This window comes from Mesorhizobium sp. M1329, from assembly GCF_040318035.1.
Taxonomy (GTDB): Bacteria; Pseudomonadota; Alphaproteobacteria; order Rhizobiales; family Rhizobiaceae; genus Mesorhizobium.
Genome location: NZ_JAMYLN010000041.1, coordinates 16,351 through 34,293, shown reverse-complemented (window position 1 = coordinate 34,293; position 17,943 = coordinate 16,351). Strand labels below are relative to the sequence as shown.

General features: G+C 63.2%; 19 protein-coding genes. 2 read left to right on the top strand and 17 right to left on the bottom strand.

The annotated features are described in order from the left end of the window. Positions 1-16: 16 nt before the first annotated feature. The 6 genes from NKH21_RS28840 to NKH21_RS28815 are packed head-to-tail and all read right to left on the bottom strand — an operon-like array spanning position 17 to position 5,320. Positions 17-949, bottom strand: a complete 933-nt coding sequence (locus NKH21_RS28840) for a glycoside hydrolase 5 family protein (protein ID WP_352660328.1) — start codon at positions 947-949, stop codon at positions 17-19. Beyond that, entirely contained in the window at positions 942-1,703 is a 762-nt protein-coding gene (locus NKH21_RS28835; RefSeq protein ID WP_352660331.1) for a TIGR04290 family methyltransferase, read from the bottom strand. Before NKH21_RS28835 ends, NKH21_RS28840 begins: the two co-directional genes overlap by 8 nt. A 2-nt stretch (positions 1,704-1,705) precedes the next feature. Continuing rightward, positions 1,706-2,506: a nucleotidyltransferase family protein gene (locus NKH21_RS28830; RefSeq protein WP_352660334.1), complete on the bottom strand. Its 801-nt coding sequence runs from the start codon at positions 2,504-2,506 to the stop codon at positions 1,706-1,708. Then, on the bottom strand, positions 2,506-3,609 hold the full coding sequence (locus NKH21_RS28825) for a CgeB family protein (RefSeq protein ID WP_352660337.1): 1,104 nt from the start codon (positions 3,607-3,609) through the stop codon (positions 2,506-2,508). The genes NKH21_RS28830 and NKH21_RS28825 overlap by 1 nt, the downstream gene beginning before the upstream one ends. Positions 3,610-3,623: 14 nt before the next feature. Next, the gene (locus NKH21_RS28820; RefSeq protein WP_352660340.1) at positions 3,624-4,220 is read right to left on the bottom strand and encodes a histidine phosphatase family protein; all 597 of its coding nucleotides are present in this window, start codon (positions 4,218-4,220) and stop codon (positions 3,624-3,626) included. Beyond that, positions 4,217-5,320, bottom strand: coding sequence for an inositol-3-phosphate synthase (locus NKH21_RS28815; protein WP_352660343.1), 1,104 nt, complete (start codon positions 5,318-5,320; stop codon positions 4,217-4,219). Before NKH21_RS28815 ends, NKH21_RS28820 begins: the two co-directional genes overlap by 4 nt. A gap of 245 nt (positions 5,321-5,565) precedes the next feature. Here NKH21_RS28815 and NKH21_RS28810 point away from each other — a divergent pair, with 245 nt between their 5' ends. Continuing rightward, a complete protein-coding gene (locus NKH21_RS28810) occupies positions 5,566-7,311 on the top strand; it encodes a hypothetical protein (RefSeq protein WP_352660346.1) in 1,746 nt (581 codons plus the stop codon). Here the strand turns inward: NKH21_RS28810 and NKH21_RS28805 are convergent. Genes NKH21_RS28805 through NKH21_RS28765 form a run of 9 tightly spaced genes read right to left on the bottom strand, consistent with a single transcriptional unit; the run spans position 7,248 to position 16,515 of the window. Beyond that, positions 7,248-7,508 (bottom strand): hypothetical protein, encoded by a 261-nt coding sequence (locus NKH21_RS28805; protein ID WP_352869237.1) that lies wholly within the window; start codon positions 7,506-7,508, stop codon positions 7,248-7,250. The genes NKH21_RS28810 and NKH21_RS28805 overlap by 64 nt on opposite strands. A 47-nt stretch (positions 7,509-7,555) precedes the next feature. Further along, positions 7,556-8,602, bottom strand: a complete 1,047-nt coding sequence (locus NKH21_RS28800; RefSeq protein ID WP_352660349.1) for a UDP-glucuronic acid decarboxylase family protein — start codon at positions 8,600-8,602, stop codon at positions 7,556-7,558. Between the two features lie 23 nt (positions 8,603-8,625). Next, positions 8,626-9,735 (bottom strand): CgeB family protein, encoded by a 1,110-nt coding sequence (locus NKH21_RS28795; protein ID WP_352660352.1) that lies wholly within the window; start codon positions 9,733-9,735, stop codon positions 8,626-8,628. Continuing rightward, positions 9,732-10,826: a CgeB family protein gene (locus NKH21_RS28790; RefSeq protein ID WP_352660355.1), complete on the bottom strand. Its 1,095-nt coding sequence runs from the start codon at positions 10,824-10,826 to the stop codon at positions 9,732-9,734. Before NKH21_RS28790 ends, NKH21_RS28795 begins: the two co-directional genes overlap by 4 nt. Beyond that, positions 10,823-11,953 (bottom strand): CgeB family protein, encoded by a 1,131-nt coding sequence (locus NKH21_RS28785; protein WP_352660358.1) that lies wholly within the window; start codon positions 11,951-11,953, stop codon positions 10,823-10,825. Before NKH21_RS28785 ends, NKH21_RS28790 begins: the two co-directional genes overlap by 4 nt. 2 nt (positions 11,954-11,955) lie before the next feature. Continuing rightward, on the bottom strand, positions 11,956-13,020 hold the full coding sequence (locus tag NKH21_RS28780) for a glycosyltransferase family 4 protein (protein WP_352660360.1): 1,065 nt from the start codon (positions 13,018-13,020) through the stop codon (positions 11,956-11,958). Between the two features lie 23 nt (positions 13,021-13,043). Further along, positions 13,044-14,336: a TIGR04295 family B12-binding domain-containing radical SAM protein gene (locus NKH21_RS28775; protein ID WP_352660362.1), complete on the bottom strand. Its 1,293-nt coding sequence runs from the start codon at positions 14,334-14,336 to the stop codon at positions 13,044-13,046. Then, positions 14,333-15,412, bottom strand: a complete 1,080-nt coding sequence (locus NKH21_RS28770) for an NAD-dependent epimerase/dehydratase family protein (protein WP_352660365.1) — start codon at positions 15,410-15,412, stop codon at positions 14,333-14,335. Before NKH21_RS28770 ends, NKH21_RS28775 begins: the two co-directional genes overlap by 4 nt. Continuing rightward, entirely contained in the window at positions 15,409-16,515 is a 1,107-nt protein-coding gene (locus tag NKH21_RS28765) for an NAD-dependent epimerase/dehydratase family protein (protein WP_352660368.1), read from the bottom strand. Before NKH21_RS28765 ends, NKH21_RS28770 begins: the two co-directional genes overlap by 4 nt. A 256-nt stretch (positions 16,516-16,771) precedes the next feature. Here NKH21_RS28765 and NKH21_RS28760 point away from each other — a divergent pair, with 256 nt between their 5' ends. Beyond that, positions 16,772-17,041 carry a hypothetical protein gene (locus NKH21_RS28760; RefSeq protein ID WP_352467978.1) on the top strand — a complete coding sequence of 90 codons (270 nt, stop codon included), beginning with the start codon at positions 16,772-16,774 and terminating at the stop codon, positions 17,039-17,041. A 24-nt stretch (positions 17,042-17,065) separates the two neighbouring features. Here the strand turns inward: NKH21_RS28760 and NKH21_RS28755 are convergent, their stop codons facing one another. After that, entirely contained in the window at positions 17,066-17,662 is a 597-nt protein-coding gene (locus NKH21_RS28755; RefSeq protein ID WP_352660371.1) for a response regulator, read from the bottom strand. A gap of 1 nt (position 17,663) precedes the next feature. Next, positions 17,664-17,861 (bottom strand): hypothetical protein, encoded by a 198-nt coding sequence (locus tag NKH21_RS28750; RefSeq protein WP_352660374.1) that lies wholly within the window; start codon positions 17,859-17,861, stop codon positions 17,664-17,666. Between the last annotated feature and the right edge of the window lie 82 nt (positions 17,862-17,943).

Here is a 17,943-nt window from a genome sequence, read left to right as displayed (position 1 = left end):
GGAGAGCCGAAGCTCCTCACGCTGCGGAGGCGCGCAGCCTGCCGACGGAAGGGGCAGCGATGCTGCCGGAATAGCGGCGCGTCATTGCCGCGCAGAACTCGGCGAATTCCTCCGGCACCAGCGGCGGGCTGCTGTGGTGCGGCATCATTCCGCGGTGTTCCGGCGTGAAGCAGAAAGTAACGGTCACGTCGAAGTCGGCCAACGCCTCCATCTGCCTGTCGAACCAGTCAAGCGCGTTCGGCCTGAAGCTGTCGGCCCAGGAAAGCCCGGTGCGCAGATTGGTGACGCCGAGGCGTTTCATCCAGGCAACGGCGTCGTCCAGCCGGTGATCTTCGAAATGGAACCACTGCACCAGTCCCATTGCCGGGGTATGGTGCAGGAACTCCTCGAGCGCGGGCTTTGGCGTGCCGTCCTGGCGAAGCAGGCCCATGTAGAAATGGCGATAATAGGAAGAGCCTTCCGCCTCGCGATGGCGCGTCGTCGCTTCCCACTCGCGCGGCAGGTCGTAGAGGCTGTACCATTGGATGCGCGGTGCGTTGCCGATCAGCAATTCCGCGGTCCGGCGCAGGCCCCAGACCTGTACTTCTTCGGCGCCGAAGGTCGATACGCCGACCTCGCTGACCCATACCGGAAGATCGGTAACGGCCGAGATCTCGCCGATCTTCTGCGGCCATTCGTGGATCTGCCAGAGGTTCCAGTCGAGCGGAAAGCCGTGCACGGCGACCGCGTCGACATGATCGAGCACGCCGAACTCCTTCATCCTTGTCATGAAGCCGGCATCGATCGGCGAGATGCCGCCAAGGACTTTGGTCAAGGCGGAATTCTCCGACGCGATCGCGTCGGCGGCCAGGATTGCCGTAGTGGCGAAGCGGCTCCAGTCGGGGTCGAGCTCGGGATCCCAGTGGGATTTGTTGTTGGGCTCGTTCCAGATCATCGCGGCTTCAATCATTTATCTGTCCTTTCGACGGGTAGACGGCGCCGCCGCCGGCCGGTACGTCGGCGGTGCGGCAGAAATAGACCTCCTGCTCCGGTTGCAGCACGATCTCGAAGCCGGCGCTGCGCAGCATGGCTTCGGTGCAGGCGCGATTGGGAATCCACCAGTTGGTCGGGTCGTCGGCGTAACGATGCTCGATGAAATGCAGCTTTGGGAACTCCGGCCGGTCGAACAGGTCGTGGGTCCAGAAATGATAGTTCTGCTCGAGCGCCGGCACGTTGGTGCTGCCGCGCTGCATCGACTGGAAGATCATCAGGTCGTCGGCGACATGCTCCCGGATCAGATCGAGTGCAAGCAAAGGATGGCGCAAATGGTAGAGCACGCCCATGAACAGCACGATGTCGAACCGCTCGCGCAACGCGCCAACGTCGTAGACCGAGAGCTGCCGGAATTCGATGTCGCAGTCCGCTACCTCGGCGGCAAAGCGCGCCTGCGCCAGGTAAGCCTCATCGAAATCGATGCCAAGCACGCGGCCGGCGCCGCGGCGTTTCATCTCGATCGAATAGAAACCCGCATTGCAGCCTATGTCGAGCACCGCCTTGCCGGAAAGATCGGCGGGAATCGCGTCGGCGAATTTGCGCCATTTGATTAGCGGATAGTTGCCAAGGAAATGGTCGGGAGCGGTTTCGATGCCGGCCAGTTCCATATTGTGGAACCATGGGCCGAGCGCGTCGATACGGCGGCGGATTTCGGCATCGGAATGCAGCATGGCTAGCCTCCTTCGCCTGCGAGGATAGGAACGTGCTGGTGGCCTGGCAGTGTAATGGCGGCTTGGTCGTCCTTGGTACCGGCGGCGCTTTCAAGCAGCCGCAGTGCGGTGCGGTAGCCGTTGAAGGTGCCGACGTCGACATAGGCGGTGCCAGCCTTGATGCCATAGGCTTCGCCTCCGGCGGCGAGATAGGCGTTGACCAGCGTGCCGATATATTCGTCGCACCGGTCCCGTTCCCGCCACAGCGCCGCGAGTTGGTGAAGGGTGCGCCCGGGCATCTTGAACGCACCCCAGATCCAGTTCGATTGGGCATTCTGCTGCTTGACCTGGATTTGCTTCACCCGATCGTCCTGGTCGACAACGACGGCATCGAAGAACTCCGGCTGGTCCACCGGAAACAGCAGGAAGGACAGGCCGTCGTCCGGGAGGGCCAGGAAACCGTCTTCGGGAAACCAGATTGTATCGGGCAGCCCGACCAGAACGGTCTCGTCGGCTGCGACGAGCGGCGCGGCGCGGAAGATGGCGTCGCAAAGGCCGACCGGAGAGGGCTGCACCACAAACAGTGCAGTCGCGTCGGCATAGCCGGCAGAATAATATTCGAGGATATCCGACTTACCCGAGCCGATGACGAAGCAGATCTTGTCGGCCCCCGCGCGCACCATGCGGCGCACCAAATATTCACTGACCGCGCAAGGCCGCTCGGTGTTGCCGTCGATGCGGCTGCCGACCGGCAGAAGCTCCTTCGAAAAGCCGAGCGGCTGGATGCGGCTTCCCCGTCCGGCTGCGGGCACGATGCCCAACATCAAACTGCCTCCTTCAACGGCTCGCCATGCGTGGAGCCGTGCAGTGCATCGGACAGGATGCGGTCGAATTCCTTCGCGCGTCGCGCCGAGGTGTGTTCGTCCAGCACCCGCTCGCGCGCACAGCGGCGGATCGCGTCAAGCTCGGCGTCGGACAGGTCGAGCGCGGCGACCACGTCGTCGGTGCTGTTGGCCACGACGATCTCTTCACCGGGCCGGAAAAAGGCCTCCAGTCCGGGCCATGTGTCGCTCACCATCGCAGCACCGCAAGCGGCGGCTTCGAACAGCCGGCCGGAAGGACACCAGCCCCGTTTGGCCATCGCCTCGCGGGTCACGTTCAGGGTCAGCCGTGATGATGAAAAGAAGGCGGGGTGGTCGGCCGGCGGCAGATGCCGGACGAAGAAGATATTGTCGCTCCACGGGAATTCTTGCGGATATTGTGCGCCGCCAATAAGGAAACGGCGATCCGGCAGGCGCGCAGCCGGACTGACCAGCAGCCTTTCGACCCCGGCCTGGCGGTCTGCCGCATAGGTCCCGAGATAGGAAAGGTCGCCGGCAAACTCCGGCCTGGGCGGGGCGGGCCGATGTCGCTCTGGATCGACATGGCCGTAGAGCGGCATGACGCGGCGTGCACCCAGCATCGACCTCAATGCGTCGATCGCGGTTCCTCCCGTGTAGCTCAGCACGAGATCGAAATCGCGAAGCCCTTCCGGCCCGAAATAAGCCGGAGGCTCACCTTGTTCGATCCGGGCCAGCGTCACCGGCGTGTCCAGATCGTAGAACACCTTCAGCCCGTGACAGGCCTGGTGGGCAAGGCGCGACGCGCTCACGGCATCGGGGCAATAGGAGGTGACAATGACCACATCGGCCTCATTCATCGCCTGCTCGGCAACGCGCTGGATGTCCTCCCAATCCGGGTAAAGGACAAGGTTGCCGCCATCCAACTGGTCGAGGTCGCGCGTCCCGGCATAATAGGGAGTGTTGCGTTCAAAGAAGGTGATGGACCAGCCCAGCCCGGCCATCGCCCGGATCAATCCGCGCCACAGCGTGGCGTGCCCATTGCCCCACGACGATGTCACGGTAAGACCGAAAATGACCATGCGCATCCGGCAATTCCTCGTCAGGCAGCTTCGTTGAGTCTAATCAGCTTCGACCCCCAGTCTCCCCAAACAACTGTGGTGATCGACGCTGGGTCGATATCGAGGCGAAAGCAGTTTCCCAGCGACAGGCCGAGCACTTTGCACACCGCGGCCTTGATGACGTCAGCATGGCTGACCAGCGCGACGCACTGGTTCTGGTAGGTGCCGCGGACCTGCTCGATCAGCGAGACGACGCGTTGCTGCACGTCCAGCATGGTCTCGCCGCTCGGTGTTCTCGCCTGCTGGCGCTGGTCGTTCCACACCCGCCAGTCGGCATCCTGGTTTAACTCCTCGAAGGTCTTTCCCGACCAGGTGCCGAAGTCGATCTCATCGAGTTCCTCGCGGATCACGATTTCACCGGCATTGCAGACGACCGCGATCGGATTGGCCGTCTCCTGCGTGCGTTCGCGCGGGCTGCAGAAGACTGCCGCTATCGCCTCGCGTGCCATGCGCTCTGCCAGGTGCGAGGCCTGTGCCTTGCCGGCTTCGCCGAGGCACACGCCAGCCATCCGTCCGGCAAGATAACGGCCGACATTGTCGTGCGCGGCGTGGCGCACAAGAAAAAACGTCGTCGTCATTCGGCGGCATCGAGCATCGGCTCGTCCTTACCGGCGATGAAAGAGAGCGTGCGCTGGCGGGCTTCCGCGTCGGTGAACTGCTCGGGCGGCGATTTCATGAAATAGCTGCAGGGACCGGTCAGCGCGCCTGCGATACCGCGGTCGAGTGCCAGCTTGGCGCAACGCACCGCATCGATGACGACGCCGGCGGAATTGGGCGAATCCCACACTTCCAGCTTGAGCTCGGCATTCAGCGGCACACCGCCGAAGGTCGTGCCCTCGACCCGGATATAGGCCCACTTGCGGTCGGTCAGCCACGGGACATGGTCGCTCGGCCCGACGTGAATGTTGCCGGGCTCCAGGGGAACGTCGAGCTGGCTGGTGACGGATTGCGTCTTTGAGATCTTCTTCGATTCCAGCCGCTCACGCTCCAGCATGTTGAGGAAGTCGGTATTGCCGCCGAAATTGAGCTGGTAGGTGCGATCGATGCGCACGCCGCGCTCACGGAACAGGTTGGCGAGCAGCCGGTGGACGATCGTCGCACCGACCTGGCTCTTGATGTCGTCGCCGATCAGCGGCAGGCCGTGCTGCTCGAAGCGTCGGCGCCACTCCGGCCGCGAGGCGATGAAGACGGGTATGCAGTTGACGAAGGCGCAGCCCGCCTCGAGCGCGCACTCGGCGTAAAAGCGCGTTGCCTCCTCCGAACCGACTGGCAGATAGGACACCAGGATTTCGGCGCCGCTCTCGGCGAGGATCTTGCCGACGTTGGCGACCGGCTCGTCGGCCTCCTCGATCTCGTCGCGCAGATATTTGCCGATGCCGTCCAGCGTCGGTCCGCGTTCGACGCGAGCGCCGACAGGCGCGACATTGGCAAAGCGGAAAGTATTGTTCGGCGCGCTGTAGATCGCGTCTGCCACATCGCGTCCGACCTTGCCCTTGGCGACATCGAAAGCGCAGACCACCTCGATGTCCTTGACGTGGTAGCCGCCAAGATCGGCATGCATCAGCCCGGGTATGGGTTCATTGCTCCTTGCGTCGCGGTAATAGGTGATGCCCTGTACAAGAGAGGAGGCGCAGTTGCCCACCCCTACTATTCCGATCCGAACTTTCTTCGATCCCACGAAACCGCTGCCTATGCTGTTGAAGGTAAGTTCTTCGTGCCAAACCACCTGCCTCGCTGATTGTTCCTTGCCGGCTGCAAAAATCGTGCAACCGATGGTGGATCAAAGTAGCGCCCACCGAGTTGTGCAGCTGGGAGTGAGGCCAACCGGGACCGACAATGATCGTCTATGGCGACCACAAGCAAATGCGGAGCGCGCGATATGTTCGCGCCTCGGCCTGCGAAGCGGCCGGGCACATTGCGGACATGCCAAGCGGGATCGGACGGCACGCAGCACTGGTCGGCCTGTTCATCAAGGCTTCGGAATTGGTCCAGGGCCTTGCCGACGCGGAATTCGAGGCCAACGGCACGGACAGGATTTCCCCACAGCGGATCGTGGGCGCGAACCTCCTGGTCGGCTTGGCCCGGGACGTGGGCAGATCGTGGGACGCCGGATTCGCTATCGACGGCCCGGTCGATGCCGAAGTGCCGCGAATGCTGGCCGAACTCGATTGCGATGGCGAAATCCTCATCGGCACGGCCGAGGGCTATGCCCATTACGCGCTCTATCCGGAGAGCTATTTCGTCGCCGCACGGCAGTCGGGTCTCGATGCTAACACATGCGTGATCGGCATCCGCAGCATCGGCCTGGGGCTGGCAGCGATGGTGGCGGCGGCCATCGGCGCACCGGCACCCGTCAGCGTCCGACCGGCCGGTCATCCGTTTCGCCGGCGGCTTGCCGCCGATCCAGAGTTGATCGGCGGCTGGAGGACAAGGCCGTCGGCCCATTTCGCTGTCGTCGATGAGGGCCCAGGCCTGTCCGGCAGCTCGTTCCACGCCGTCGTCACATGGTTACAAGCGCTGGGCATCGGTGCCAGGCGCTTCCATCTGTTCCCCAGCCATTTGGGTGGCCCGGGTCCCGAAGCATCGGCGGACGGCCGTGAGGCGTGGACGGTTTGCCAAAAACACACGGCGGATTTCGAGCGGACTTTCACCGCTGGATCCGCTGTCCCGGCGCTGCGGGATTGGGTGGCCAGGACGATCGGCAGCACAGCGGTCAAGCTGACGGAAACATCCGCCGGGGAGTGGCGTCACTTGCACTATGGCTCGCAGGATCATTGGCCACCCGTTCACCGCGGCTTCGAGCGGCGAAAGTTTCTTGCCTCTGCGGGCCGGGAAAAATGGTCGGTCAAATTCGTCGGCCTCGGTGAAATCGGAATGCACAAGGCCGAGACTGCCCGGAGGCTGCATGTCGCAGGGTTTGGCCCGGACGTCGCCGGGCTGTGCCATGGCTTTCTCGTCGAACGCTGGATCGACGGCACAACGCTGGACCGGGCAAGGCTTTCGACAGGAAAACTAGTCGCGCATCTCGGATGTTATCTGGCCTGGCGCGCAGCCAATCTGCCCGCCTCCGAGCCGGGTGCCTCGCTAGAGGCGCTTGCCGCCATGGCCGTGCAGAATACAAACGAAGCGCTGGGCGAAGGCCGTGCCACGGAGTTGCGGAACTGGTTCTCGAAACAGGTTCCACCCAAGACCATGCAGCGGGTCGAGATCGACGGGCGGCTTCATCCGTGGGAGTTCATCCTTTCGCGCAGCGGAACGCTGGTCAAGACGGACGCCCTCGACCATTGCCGATCGCACGATCTGATCGGCTGCCAGGACATCGCCTGGGACATTGCCGGCGCCCGTGTCGAGTACAGCCTCTCCGACGCAGCGACTGCGGCACTGTGCAACGCTGTCGAGGCGACTACGTCTCGTCCCGTCGATGCCAATCTGGTCCACTACTACGAGCCCTGCTATCTCGCCTTCCAGCTTGGCTTGTGGAGCATGGCGGCACGATCTGGCGATGATCGGGAACAGATCCGGTTGACGGCCGCGGCAAGACGTTACGCTGCCGCGCTGCTTCGTTTCCTGGAATGCCAAGGCGACCTGCGGCCCTTCGACCAGCATCAGTCCAGCCTGCGCAGCATATCCGCTTCCTTTTCGAGGATGGCCGCTACTTCCTCGCGCTGAAGATGCGTCATCATCAGGCTCACACAACATTCCAGATAGGTGATGGAGGCGCGGCGCAGGAAGGCAGCCGTCTCCTTTGCGGCCATTTGCTCGATGTCTTTGGCGGATCGCTTCGGATGCACAATCGTCTCCATGCCGGTACCTTGGCAAAACCAGAAGCTGGACGGGTTGTTCCCGCGACGAGAAAAAGTGACCAAATCCGCAACGACCGCACAATCAAGCAGCGGTCAGACGCTCCCGGCCGTCAGGCCGGCAGGTTTTGCAGCCGGCCTGATGCAGAACGCACGGCGGGGGCAATTCGACGTCTTCTGTCGATCATCTGCGCCGCCTCAAGCTCGGCAAAATAGCCGATTGTGCGCATCAAACCCTGCCTGAGCGGCACTTTCGGCGACCAGCCGAGAAGCTTCCTTGCACGGGAAATGTCGGGTTGCCGACGACGAGGATCGTCTTGCGGCAGCGGCAGGAATTTCAGGCCCGATTTGGTTGCGGTCATGCCTCTCACCAGGCTCGCCAGTTGCAGGATGGTGAACTCCCCTGGATTGCCCAGATTGACGGGCTGCCGCGGATTGGGATCGACCTCCATCAACCGCATCAAGCCGTCGACCAGATCGGAAACATAGCAGAACGATCTGGTCTGCAGTCCGTCGCCGAATATCGTCAGCGGCCGTCTCTCGAGTGCCTGCATGATCAGATTGGAAACGATCCGTCCGTCCGCAGGGTCCATCCTTGGACCATAGGTGTTGAAGATACGCGCGACGCGGATATCGGCTTTTCCCATTCTCAAATAGTCGAAACACAAGGTTTCGGCGGTACGCTTGCCTTCGTCATAGCAGGCGCGGGGGCCGATGCAGTTCACGTGGCCGACATAGTCCTCCTTCTGCGGATGCTGTTCGGGATCGCCATAAATTTCGCTGGTGGACGCCTGCAGGAACCGGGCGCCATTACGAGCGGCGAGCTCCAGCAGATTGAGTGTCCCGATAACGCAAGTCCGCGTCGTATGGACCGGGTCGGCCTGGTAACGCGGCGGCGAGGCCGCGCACGCCATGTTGAAGATGCGGTCCACCGGTTCGCTAAGCTCCAGCGGCCGGCAAATGTCTTGCTTGATCAGCCGAAAATCCGGACGATCGGCGATCGATGCTATGTTCTCCATGCGGCCGGTAAGGAAATTGTCGACGCAGATCACGCGCCAGCCGGCCTGGAGCATTGTCTCGCAAAGATGCGAACCGAGGAAGCCTGCGCCGCCCGCGACAAGCACGGTCTTAGTCCGTTGCACCTTTCTTGATAGCTGCATCTCTATCTTCTCCCGTCTGCGGGTCATGCTGCGCTCTCGACATCCAGATCGAGAACAGAACGTGGCGATTTGGCCTGCGCCAGCAGCGAAATGAATTCGCGGGCTCTTGCGATGCTTGTGTGAGCTGCCAGGATGAGCACGCGCGCCTGCTTGGCCATGGCAAGCCGGGCGCCGTCGGATTCCCCAGACAGGATACCGATTACGTCCTCGGTCCTGCGCGCGGTGTGGATCGTCCGCTCCGGAAACAGGCTGTCCAGTCCGGCCCAGCTATCGCTGATGATCGCCGTGCCGCAGGCGGCTGCCTCGAAGAGGCGCACACTGGGCGACCATCCGGCCGCGATCATGGAACTGCGCGTGACGTTCAAAGTGTAGCGTTGGCGGCTGTAAAAGGCCGCGTGGTCCGCCGGCGGCAGGTGTTCGATGCGATCCACATTGTCCGGCCAGGCGATTTCGCGCGGATATTGCGAACCTGCCACGACGAAGCGGCGCTCCGGAATGCGACGCGCCGGTTCAAACAGCAAGGCCTCCAGCGTCGCCTGGCGGTCGGGGCTGTAGGTGCCGAGATAGCCGAGATCCCAGCGGATTGGATCGCCGGTTCCATGATGCCGTTCCGGGTCGACGGAGCAGTAGAGCGGCTCGGCCCGCCTCGCGCCGAATTCCGCCGTCAGACGGGCAAGCGTCGGCCCGCCGGTGAACGAGAAGTAGACGTCGAAATACGGGACCTGCCGTCTGGCAATATACTCGCAATCATCGGTTGAAAGCTTTGCCAGCGTGACCGGCGTGTCGATGTCGTAGAAGCAGAACTGACCCGTGCACAGCGATGCCACGACGTCGATGATTTCCGCGCCTTCCGGAACGAAGGAGCCGACGACCACGATATCGGCATCGCGCAGGCAGCGCGCAAAATTGCGGCGAAGATCATCGGTCGTTTCGTAGTAGCGTAGCGCGCAGAAATCGGGGTCGCGCAGATCCCGGTGACTTGCATACCACGGCACGTCGCGTTCGAGAAAAGTGACGCGGTGGCCGAGTTCGTGGAGACCTTTGAGCAGCCCCCGAAAGGTGGTGGCGTGGCCGTTTCCCCAGGATGAGGAGAGCGACAGGCCAAGAAAGACGATGTCGAGCGGCTTCGTCATTCGGCCGCCTCCACGGTCGGACGCTCGAAATGGCGCCTGAAGATGGCGTCGGCCAAAACGGCCCGTGTCGTATAGGTATGTTCGCCAAGCACCCGCAGAAGCGCCGATGTCCCGATCGCCTTGGCCCGTTCGGCACTAAGGCTTTGCATGATCTCGGCGACGTCCTCGCCATCGCGCGCGATCAGGATTTCCTCGCCGGGTTTCAGGAACAGGTCTACACCGAGCCAGGCGTCGGTGATGAGGCATGCGCCGGCGCCCGCCGCCTCGAAAACGCGCGTCGCAGGTGAAAAGCCATTGGCCGCCATGCTGTCGCGGCTGATGTTCAGCACCGCCTTGGCCGTGACGTTCAATGCATTGTGGTCGCGCGTGCCGACATGGCCGAGCCATCGGACATTGGCGGGCATCTGCTTGTCGCCCCAGCCCGATCCGCCGAGCAGGAAGCGCTGATCGGCCGAGCGGCCGGCCGGTTCGAGGAAGAAGGCCTCGACGCGCGCCTCGCGGTCCGGCAGCCGGTTGCCGAGAAAGGCGAGATCGCAGTCAAAGCGCGTATCCTTGCCGACGGGATGATGCGTTTCCGGATCGAGCGCATTGTAGATCGGCACGCATTCGGCCGCCCCCATTGCCCGATAAGCCCAGACCACCGGGTCGCCGCCGCCATAGGTCAGCACGAGGTCGATTTCCTGCAGCGCGCGATGCAGCGGATGGTCGGGCTCGTCGCGCAACTGGCCAAGCGTCGCCGGCGCATCGACATCCCAGAATACGGTGAGCGCATCGGCACGGGCGTGATCGAGCACCGCCCGCAACAGCGCGTCGTCGGCGAAACCGACGCCACTCGCCTTGACGACGATATCTGCCTCCGCCGCCCGCGCCGCCACCTGCATCATGGCATGCGGAGTGGCCTCGTAGACGACGACGGCACACCAGTCCGGCGCTTCGATGTCGCGGTTCTTCTGGCGATCGTAGACGTCCGGCTCGTAGAAGATGATGTCATAGCCGAGCCTTGCCAGGGCCTTGAGCAGTCCGCGGTAATAGGTGGCCGCGCCGTTCCAATAGGACGACAGCAGGCTCGACCCGTAAAATGCGATCTTCATTCGGCGGCCTCCTTTGCAAGGATCGTGTCGGCGGCTTGGCGGTGCCCGCATTCGGCGAGCACGCCGAACAGTTCATCCGCCCGATGCCGGCATGTGTGCCGTGAGCGAATGGTCTCGAGGCCCGATCTCGCCAGAGAAGCGGCGAGATCCCCGTCACGCAGCACGGCGCGAAGATGACGCCGCATCTCGGAACCGTTGTTTGCAAACAGGAAATCGGTGCCGGGCCTGAACAAGCCTTCGACATCGGACCAGGGTGCCGAAACAAGCGGAATGCCACAGGCGAGCGCCTCGAACATGCGGATGGTCGGGATGCCGGGCAGGCTTTCGCGGTATGGACGCCGCGGGATGTGAACCGTGATGCGGCTCGCCGCAAACGCCTTCGGCACGTCGGCATTGGCGATCCAGCCTTCGTAGTGCAGGCCGGCGGCCGCAAGGTCGGCGAGCGCCTCGCGTGGATAGCGGACGCCGTGGACAGTGCCGCTCAGGCCAAGCTCATGCACCGGGTCGACCAGGAATTCCCTGATTTCGGTGCTGCGCTCGTCGTCGCCCCAATTGCCGATCCAGATCAGGTCGGCGCTACGCTCGATTTCAGGATGGGGCTGGAACAGATGGTCATCGGCTGCCTCGTGCCAGGTGAAGACCCGCTTGCCCCATCCGGCGCGAAGATAGCTTTCCCGCAGCGCCTCGCCGAAGGCGAGCACGCCGTCATAATGTTCAAGCTGCAAGGCGGAAATCGCTTGCGTGGCCGAGATGGCGCGATGGTGCGTGTCGTGGAACAGCAGCGTGAAACGGCCGCCAATTGCTTTCGCCCTTCCCAGCCGCGCGACAAGGTCCGGCTCGGTCCACTCATGCACGATCACCACATCGGCATCGGAGATCCAGGCTTCGTGGTCGAAGGCGGCGTAATAGGTGACCGGCATCAACTCGGGAAAATCCTTCCGGAAACGCTCGATCGCGAAGGACCCTTTCTCGGCCAGCAGGTTCGACCGGCTCCAGCCGTCGGCGGGCTCCAGCGCAATCGCCTGGTGCCCACGCGCGACCAGCTCGCGCATGATGCCGCGCAGGAAATGTGCGTTGCCGTGGTTCCAGTCGGAAACGATCGAATGGGTGTAGAATAAAAACCGCATGATCAACTATCCGCCATGGTGGCCAGGGCCGCCTTGTCGTAGACGCCGCGCATGGCGGTCGCCTGTCTTGCCAATGAAAATCTGCGGCTTCGGCGAGCCGCTGCCTCACCGAGCTCTCGCCGGCGCTGCGCGTCGCTGCAAAGGCTGTTGATGCATCTGGCGAGATCGCCCGGATCGCGTGCGTCGTAGAACATGGCCGCGCCGTCCCACAATTCGCGATAGGTCGAGATATCGGCGAGCACCAAAGGCGTCTTCGACATCGCGGCTTCCAGCGTGGCCAGGCCGAACGGTTCGTAGAGCGACGGCGATACGAAAATGCCGGCCCGCGCCATCAGCAAGCGCACTTCCTCATGCGGCACCGGCCCGACGGGAACGGCGTGGCTGAAGCCAACATGCTGGCCGTCCGGCCCTTGCAGCGAGCCGGCGACGAAGACCGGCCATTGCGTGAGGGAAGCGGCCTGGTCCAGCACCGCCGCATTCTTTCCTTCGTCCCACCAACGCGCGGCGGCGAAAACGACCGATTCACGTCTTTCGCTCTTCGCTCCGGGCCGTGCGCCGTTGCCGACGACGCTCAGGCGCGCGATCGGCCCGTAGCAGGTTTCGAGCATGTCCGCATGGCTGCGGCTCGGTGCAACGACCATGCCTGCTTTGTCGAAACCGCGCCGGTTGCGGTCCTTCTGCCAGGCCCATTCGCCGTCCGCCGCCTGTCCCTTGACGGCGTGGAACCATGTCACCACGCAGGAATGCGACACCGCCACGATCGGGCAGGGCACGTCGAGCCCCGCGGCCTGGGTCGGCGCGTTGAGATGGACGATTTCGATGGCGTAGTCACGGATGAGCGGCTGCAGCTCCTGCTGCAATGTGTCGAGGTCGTGCTCGTTGCGGGTCATCCAGTCGGGCGGCGTGTTGAGCCAGGTCAGCGCCGCGAATGACTGGGCGTCCTCGGCCTGCTGCCTGGACGGTTCCGGACCAAGCCCGGCAAGCACGACGCTGTCGCCGCCGGCGACCAGTTGCCTCGCCAGATCGAGTGCATAGCGCCAGACGCCGCCAACGGCATCGATAGTCATCAGGATACGCCGCGGTCGCGGGCTCAGTGTCCGCAACATGTGGCCTCCAATTCAGCCAGCGGACGCGGCCGCTTCTCCTGGATGTCGCTGAACGTTCGGAAGGATGCGAGATAATGTTCATGCGCGCGCTCCCAGGCGAGATCGTCGGGCTCGCCCCAAAGTTCGCGATAGCTCGGCGAACTCGGATAGGGATAAAGCGGCACCGGCTCGTTGGCCCAAACGCCGTTGTCGATCAGGTGCTTTCGCCAATAGTCGACCAGCGCCGGGTCGTCCTCGACCACGCCGATCAGATTGGCCTGCACGAACGGCACGTGGCGCCTTGCGTCGACCAGCAACGCGGCCAGTTCCTCGGTGCCCAGCCGGCAGCGTTTTGCCAGCATGGCGCGGCCTTCCACCGTCAGGCTTTCGAGGCCCGCTTCGATCGAGACGCAACCGGCAGCGCCGAGCAGTTTCAGCAGTTCCGGCTTCCAGAGGTCGATACGGGTCTGCACGCCGAACTTCACATCGCGATCGACCAGCGCCTCCAGCAGCGCCTTTTGCGGCAGGAAGATCTCATCGATGAAGTAGATGTAGCCGACACCCTGTGCGATCAGTCGGTCGATCTCGGCGATCACTGCTTCGTGGTTCCGTCGGCGATAGGCATCGCGGAAATCGATCTTGGCGCAGAAGCTGCAATTATACGGGCAACCGCGCGACGCCTCGACCTCCGCCCCGAAACCGACCTGGTCGTCATCGAAGCGGTGATGATGGTGCTGATGGGCGGCAATCCAGTCCGATGGCCATTCGAGCGCTGGGTGATCGATGAACGAGCTCGCATGTACGCCGCCGTTCGAGACCAGTTCTCCTTCCTCGAAATGGGCGGTGGACGGCACAGCACTCCAGTCGTCGCGCCGAGCAAGTTCCGCGACCACTTCCTCGCACTCGCCGCGCACGACGATGTCGACGCCGAGCTTGCGCAAAGTCGGCGTCGGCGTCGCCGAACCATGCGGCCCGACGGCGACGGTGCGGCCGCCGCGCCCGGCAAGATGGTTGAGGAAATCGGCCGGCACGCGCAACTCGGGAGGTGCGCAGCGCCAGAACAGGTAGGTCGGCGCGGTGCTGACGACGGTCATGTCAGGCTCGAAGGCGGCGACGCGATCGGCTAGCGCGGCGTTGTCGAGCTTCTGGATCTGCCCGTCCAGCATCAGCACCAGGTGGCCGCCGGCTTCGAGCAGCGCTTTCGAATAGCCGAGTTCGAGCGGCAGATGCGGCTGGCGGCAGCCAAAGTAGATGCTGTCCTGGTACGTCCAGGACGGATTGACCAGAGCGACCTTCATGCCACGTACCTCGCCGGTTCGGGATGCGGGTCGAGGCGATGACGCTGCAGCCAGTCGGCTAGGTCGCGGATGCCGTTTTGCCACGAGACGTGCGCTTTCCATCCCAGCGCCGCCTCGATCGCGCGCGTGTCAGCGACGAAGAACGGTTGATCGCCGGTGCGTTCGCGGTCGTAACGGATCGGAACGTCCCGTTTCGTTAGGTCGCGAATCTCCTTCAGCAGCATGCGCAGGCTGACGGCGTTGTCCGGTCCGCCGCCGAGATTGAATGCCTGGCCCTTGACTGCCTCGATCCGGTCGAGAACGGCGCGGTAAGCCGCGACCGCGTCGGCAACGTGGAGGATGTCGCGCACCTGCTTGCCGTCGCCATAGATGGTGATCGGCCGGTCGGAGAAGGCGCTAAGCAGGAAATGGGCGACCCAGCCCTGATCCTCCGTCCCGAACTGGCGCGGGCCATAGATGCAGCTCATGCGCAGCACCGCCGTCGGCAAATCGTATGACTTGGCGTAGTCGAGGACATACTGGTCCGCCGCGCCCTTGGAGCAGCCATAGGGCGTGCAGAAATCGAGGCCGCGCGTCTCGTCGATGCCGTGCGCATGGATGGCCGCGTCGCGAGGCGCGTATTTGCCGTCCTCTTCGCGCATGGCGAGGTCGGTGAGGCGGCCATAGACCTTGTTGGTGCTGGCGAAAACGACGGGGATGCGCTTGCCGCTGCGGCGAGCGGCTTCCAGGACGTTGAACGTTCCGCGCAGGTTGATGTCGAAATCCTCGTCCGGCCGAACCAGGCTCGTGGTGACGGCGGTCTGCGCGGCAAAGTGGAAAACCGCCTTCGAACCGGCCACCAGCGGCATCAGCGCCTCGGCGTCGCGGACGTCGGCTATGTCGATGGTAAGGCGGCTGCCGTGCTTTTGCGTCAGCCATTCCAAGTTCTGCTCGACGCCGGGACGGCTCAGATTGTCGATGACCAGCACCGGTTCGCCATCCGACAACAGGCTGTCGGCGAGGTTGGAGCCGATGAAGCCGCTGCCACCGATAATGGCGACGGGCGCTTCGCGAAAATTGCGTGAATCCGGTCTCATGACACCAGTCCTCGCGCTTCGAGTTCCCGCTTCATCTCGGCGCTGCGATCGATGGCGACGGTGTTGCGCACCCATGCGACGAAATCGCCGAGCGAATGCTCCAGCCGGTATTGCGGCTGGAAGCCGAGCAGTTCGCGCGCCTTCGAGATGTCGGCAAAGCAATTGCGGATATCGCCGGAGCGTGCCTTGCCGAGGATTTCCGGCTGGCGGCCAGGTACGCCCATTGCTTCGGCGAGCAGCCGGGCGACGTCGCTGACCGCGTAGGCTTGCCCGCTGCCGATGTTGATGACATGGCTGCGCGCCTGGGGCTGTTCCAGCGCCAGCCGGAAGGCGCGGGCAACGTCGCGCACATGCACGAAATCGCGCTGCTGCTCGCCATCCTCGAAAATCAGCGGCCGCTGGCCATTGGCGATGCGCGAGGCGAAGTTCGCCAACACGCCGGTATACGGGTTCGAGAGCGCCTGTCCGGCGCCGAAGACATTGAACAGGCGCAGCGCCACCGCGTCGACGCCATAGGCTTCGCCGAAGATCAGTACGGCGCGTTCCTGGGCGTATTTTGTCAGTGCGTAGATCGAGGCGAGGTCGACCGGTTTCTGCTCGTCGGTGGGCAGCGGCGACAGGACTTCACCTTCCGGCGACAGGGGATTCCATTGGCCGCTGCGGATGTCGTCCGGCTGCCGTCTTGCATTGTCGATGCGCCGGCCGTCTGGCGTGGCGTAGAGACCCTCGCCATAGACGCTCATCGAGGAAGCAACGACGATCCGTTCGATCGGCCGTTTGATCAGTGCCTCCAGCAACGTGGCGGTGCCGAGGTCGTTGGCGCCGACATAGCGGGCGATCTCGTACATGGACTGGCCGACGCCCACTTCAGCCGCCAGGTGAATGATCGCGTCGACATCCTCGACCGCCTCTGTGATGGCGTCGCGATCGCGAACGTCGCCTTTGATCAGCTTGGCGCCCGCCGGCAGGCTGATTGCCTCGCCGCCATGCACCTGGTCCAGCAGCACATCGAGAATTGAAACTCCATAACCATGTTCAACGAGTTCCTGGGCGACGTGGCGGCCGATAAAACCGCAGCCTCCCGTGACCAGTATACGTTTCACGACAACTCCTCATATGAATGGCTTTGCCGCCCCAAACTTCCGGGCGAAAGGTTTGTTCCCTTGCTTCAACAAAGTTCCCGGAGCGCCGCGCTCGCGAAAAGCATCGTTGCCTTGGGCACGGGAACATCGAAGCGCGCTTGGTGTTAGGAGCCATAGTCACCAACCGCGCGCACATGCCGGCCGGCGATGCATCTGCTGGTTGCAGGAATGCGGACCGGGATCTCGCGGTGTGGGGTGGAATCGAAGGGAGATTGGAATGTCTGAATCGAAGACGACCACCGATCATGATGAAATCCGCCGTTGGGCCGAGGATCGCGACGGCCGGCCGGCGGTGGTGCGCACCAAGGGCGAGGGCGGCATACTGCGCATCGACTTCGGCGAGCCTGAAGAGACGTTCGAGCCCGTCGAATGGGATGAGTTCTTCAGGATATTCGATGAGAACGAACTGGCCTTCCTCTACCAGGATGAGACCAGCGGCGGAAAAACCAGCCGCTTCAACAAATTCGTCGAACGCAGCCGGAAGTAAGGTCGCGGCCAACAGCGGCTGCGGTCAGTGCAGCAGGTTTGGCCCGCGTGCCCTGACGATGCTTCGCATGATGCCGTTGAGCCAGTCCTCGGTGGAGGAGCCGGATCGTCTCTTGTCGATTTCGCCGATGGCCTGTTCGAGCGTTCGCTCGACCAGCCGGTCGGAGGCCTCCACATCTCCCAGCAGCAGACGCGCCGCGAGCCTGAGCTTGGGAAGCAGCGAAAATACGTCGTCCGAGGGCTCCGACGCTCGACCTCCTTTCGACGACGACGTCTCGGCTGGGAAGAGAGCATCGAAAACAGCCTGGCCGTCCGAGGATTTTCGGAGGCTGCTGGCATACCGAAGGCGCTCGGGAATAACGATGTCTTCATCGCCGCTGAAAAACACGAACGGCACGCCACGGCGCATCAGTTCGTCGGCGATCGGGAATACCCGTCGTCCGTTGAGATTGACGTCCAGGATCGCGGCCTCCGCCTCGTCCGTATGTTTCGATGCCTGTTCGACTGTCGCCACCGGGCCAAGCACGACGGCGCCCATCTTGCTGAAATAACGTGCAAGATCGCCCGCCAGCATCCATTCGTCTTCGACGATCAGGATATGCAAGCCTTGCAGGTCGCGCACCTCATTGTTCCTTCTTCCTGCGGGATTTACGGCTGTCGGCGCGGACTTCTGCAAAGTGGCGAGCCAGTACCTCTTGCAACCGTTCCGCGAGCGCGAGCAGGCGAGGCGGAATATTTTCAGATACCGGGAACTTGGTCAGATCCGGCGAAGGCAGCAGGATTCGCTTTGCCGGCTTTATTTCAGGTGATCGTTTTGCCATTGGAACCGCCTCCAAAGTCAAATGTTAATGCCCACCGGCGGTACTTTGTTCCGTTGGTGGACTATTTACTGGCCTCAGGCCC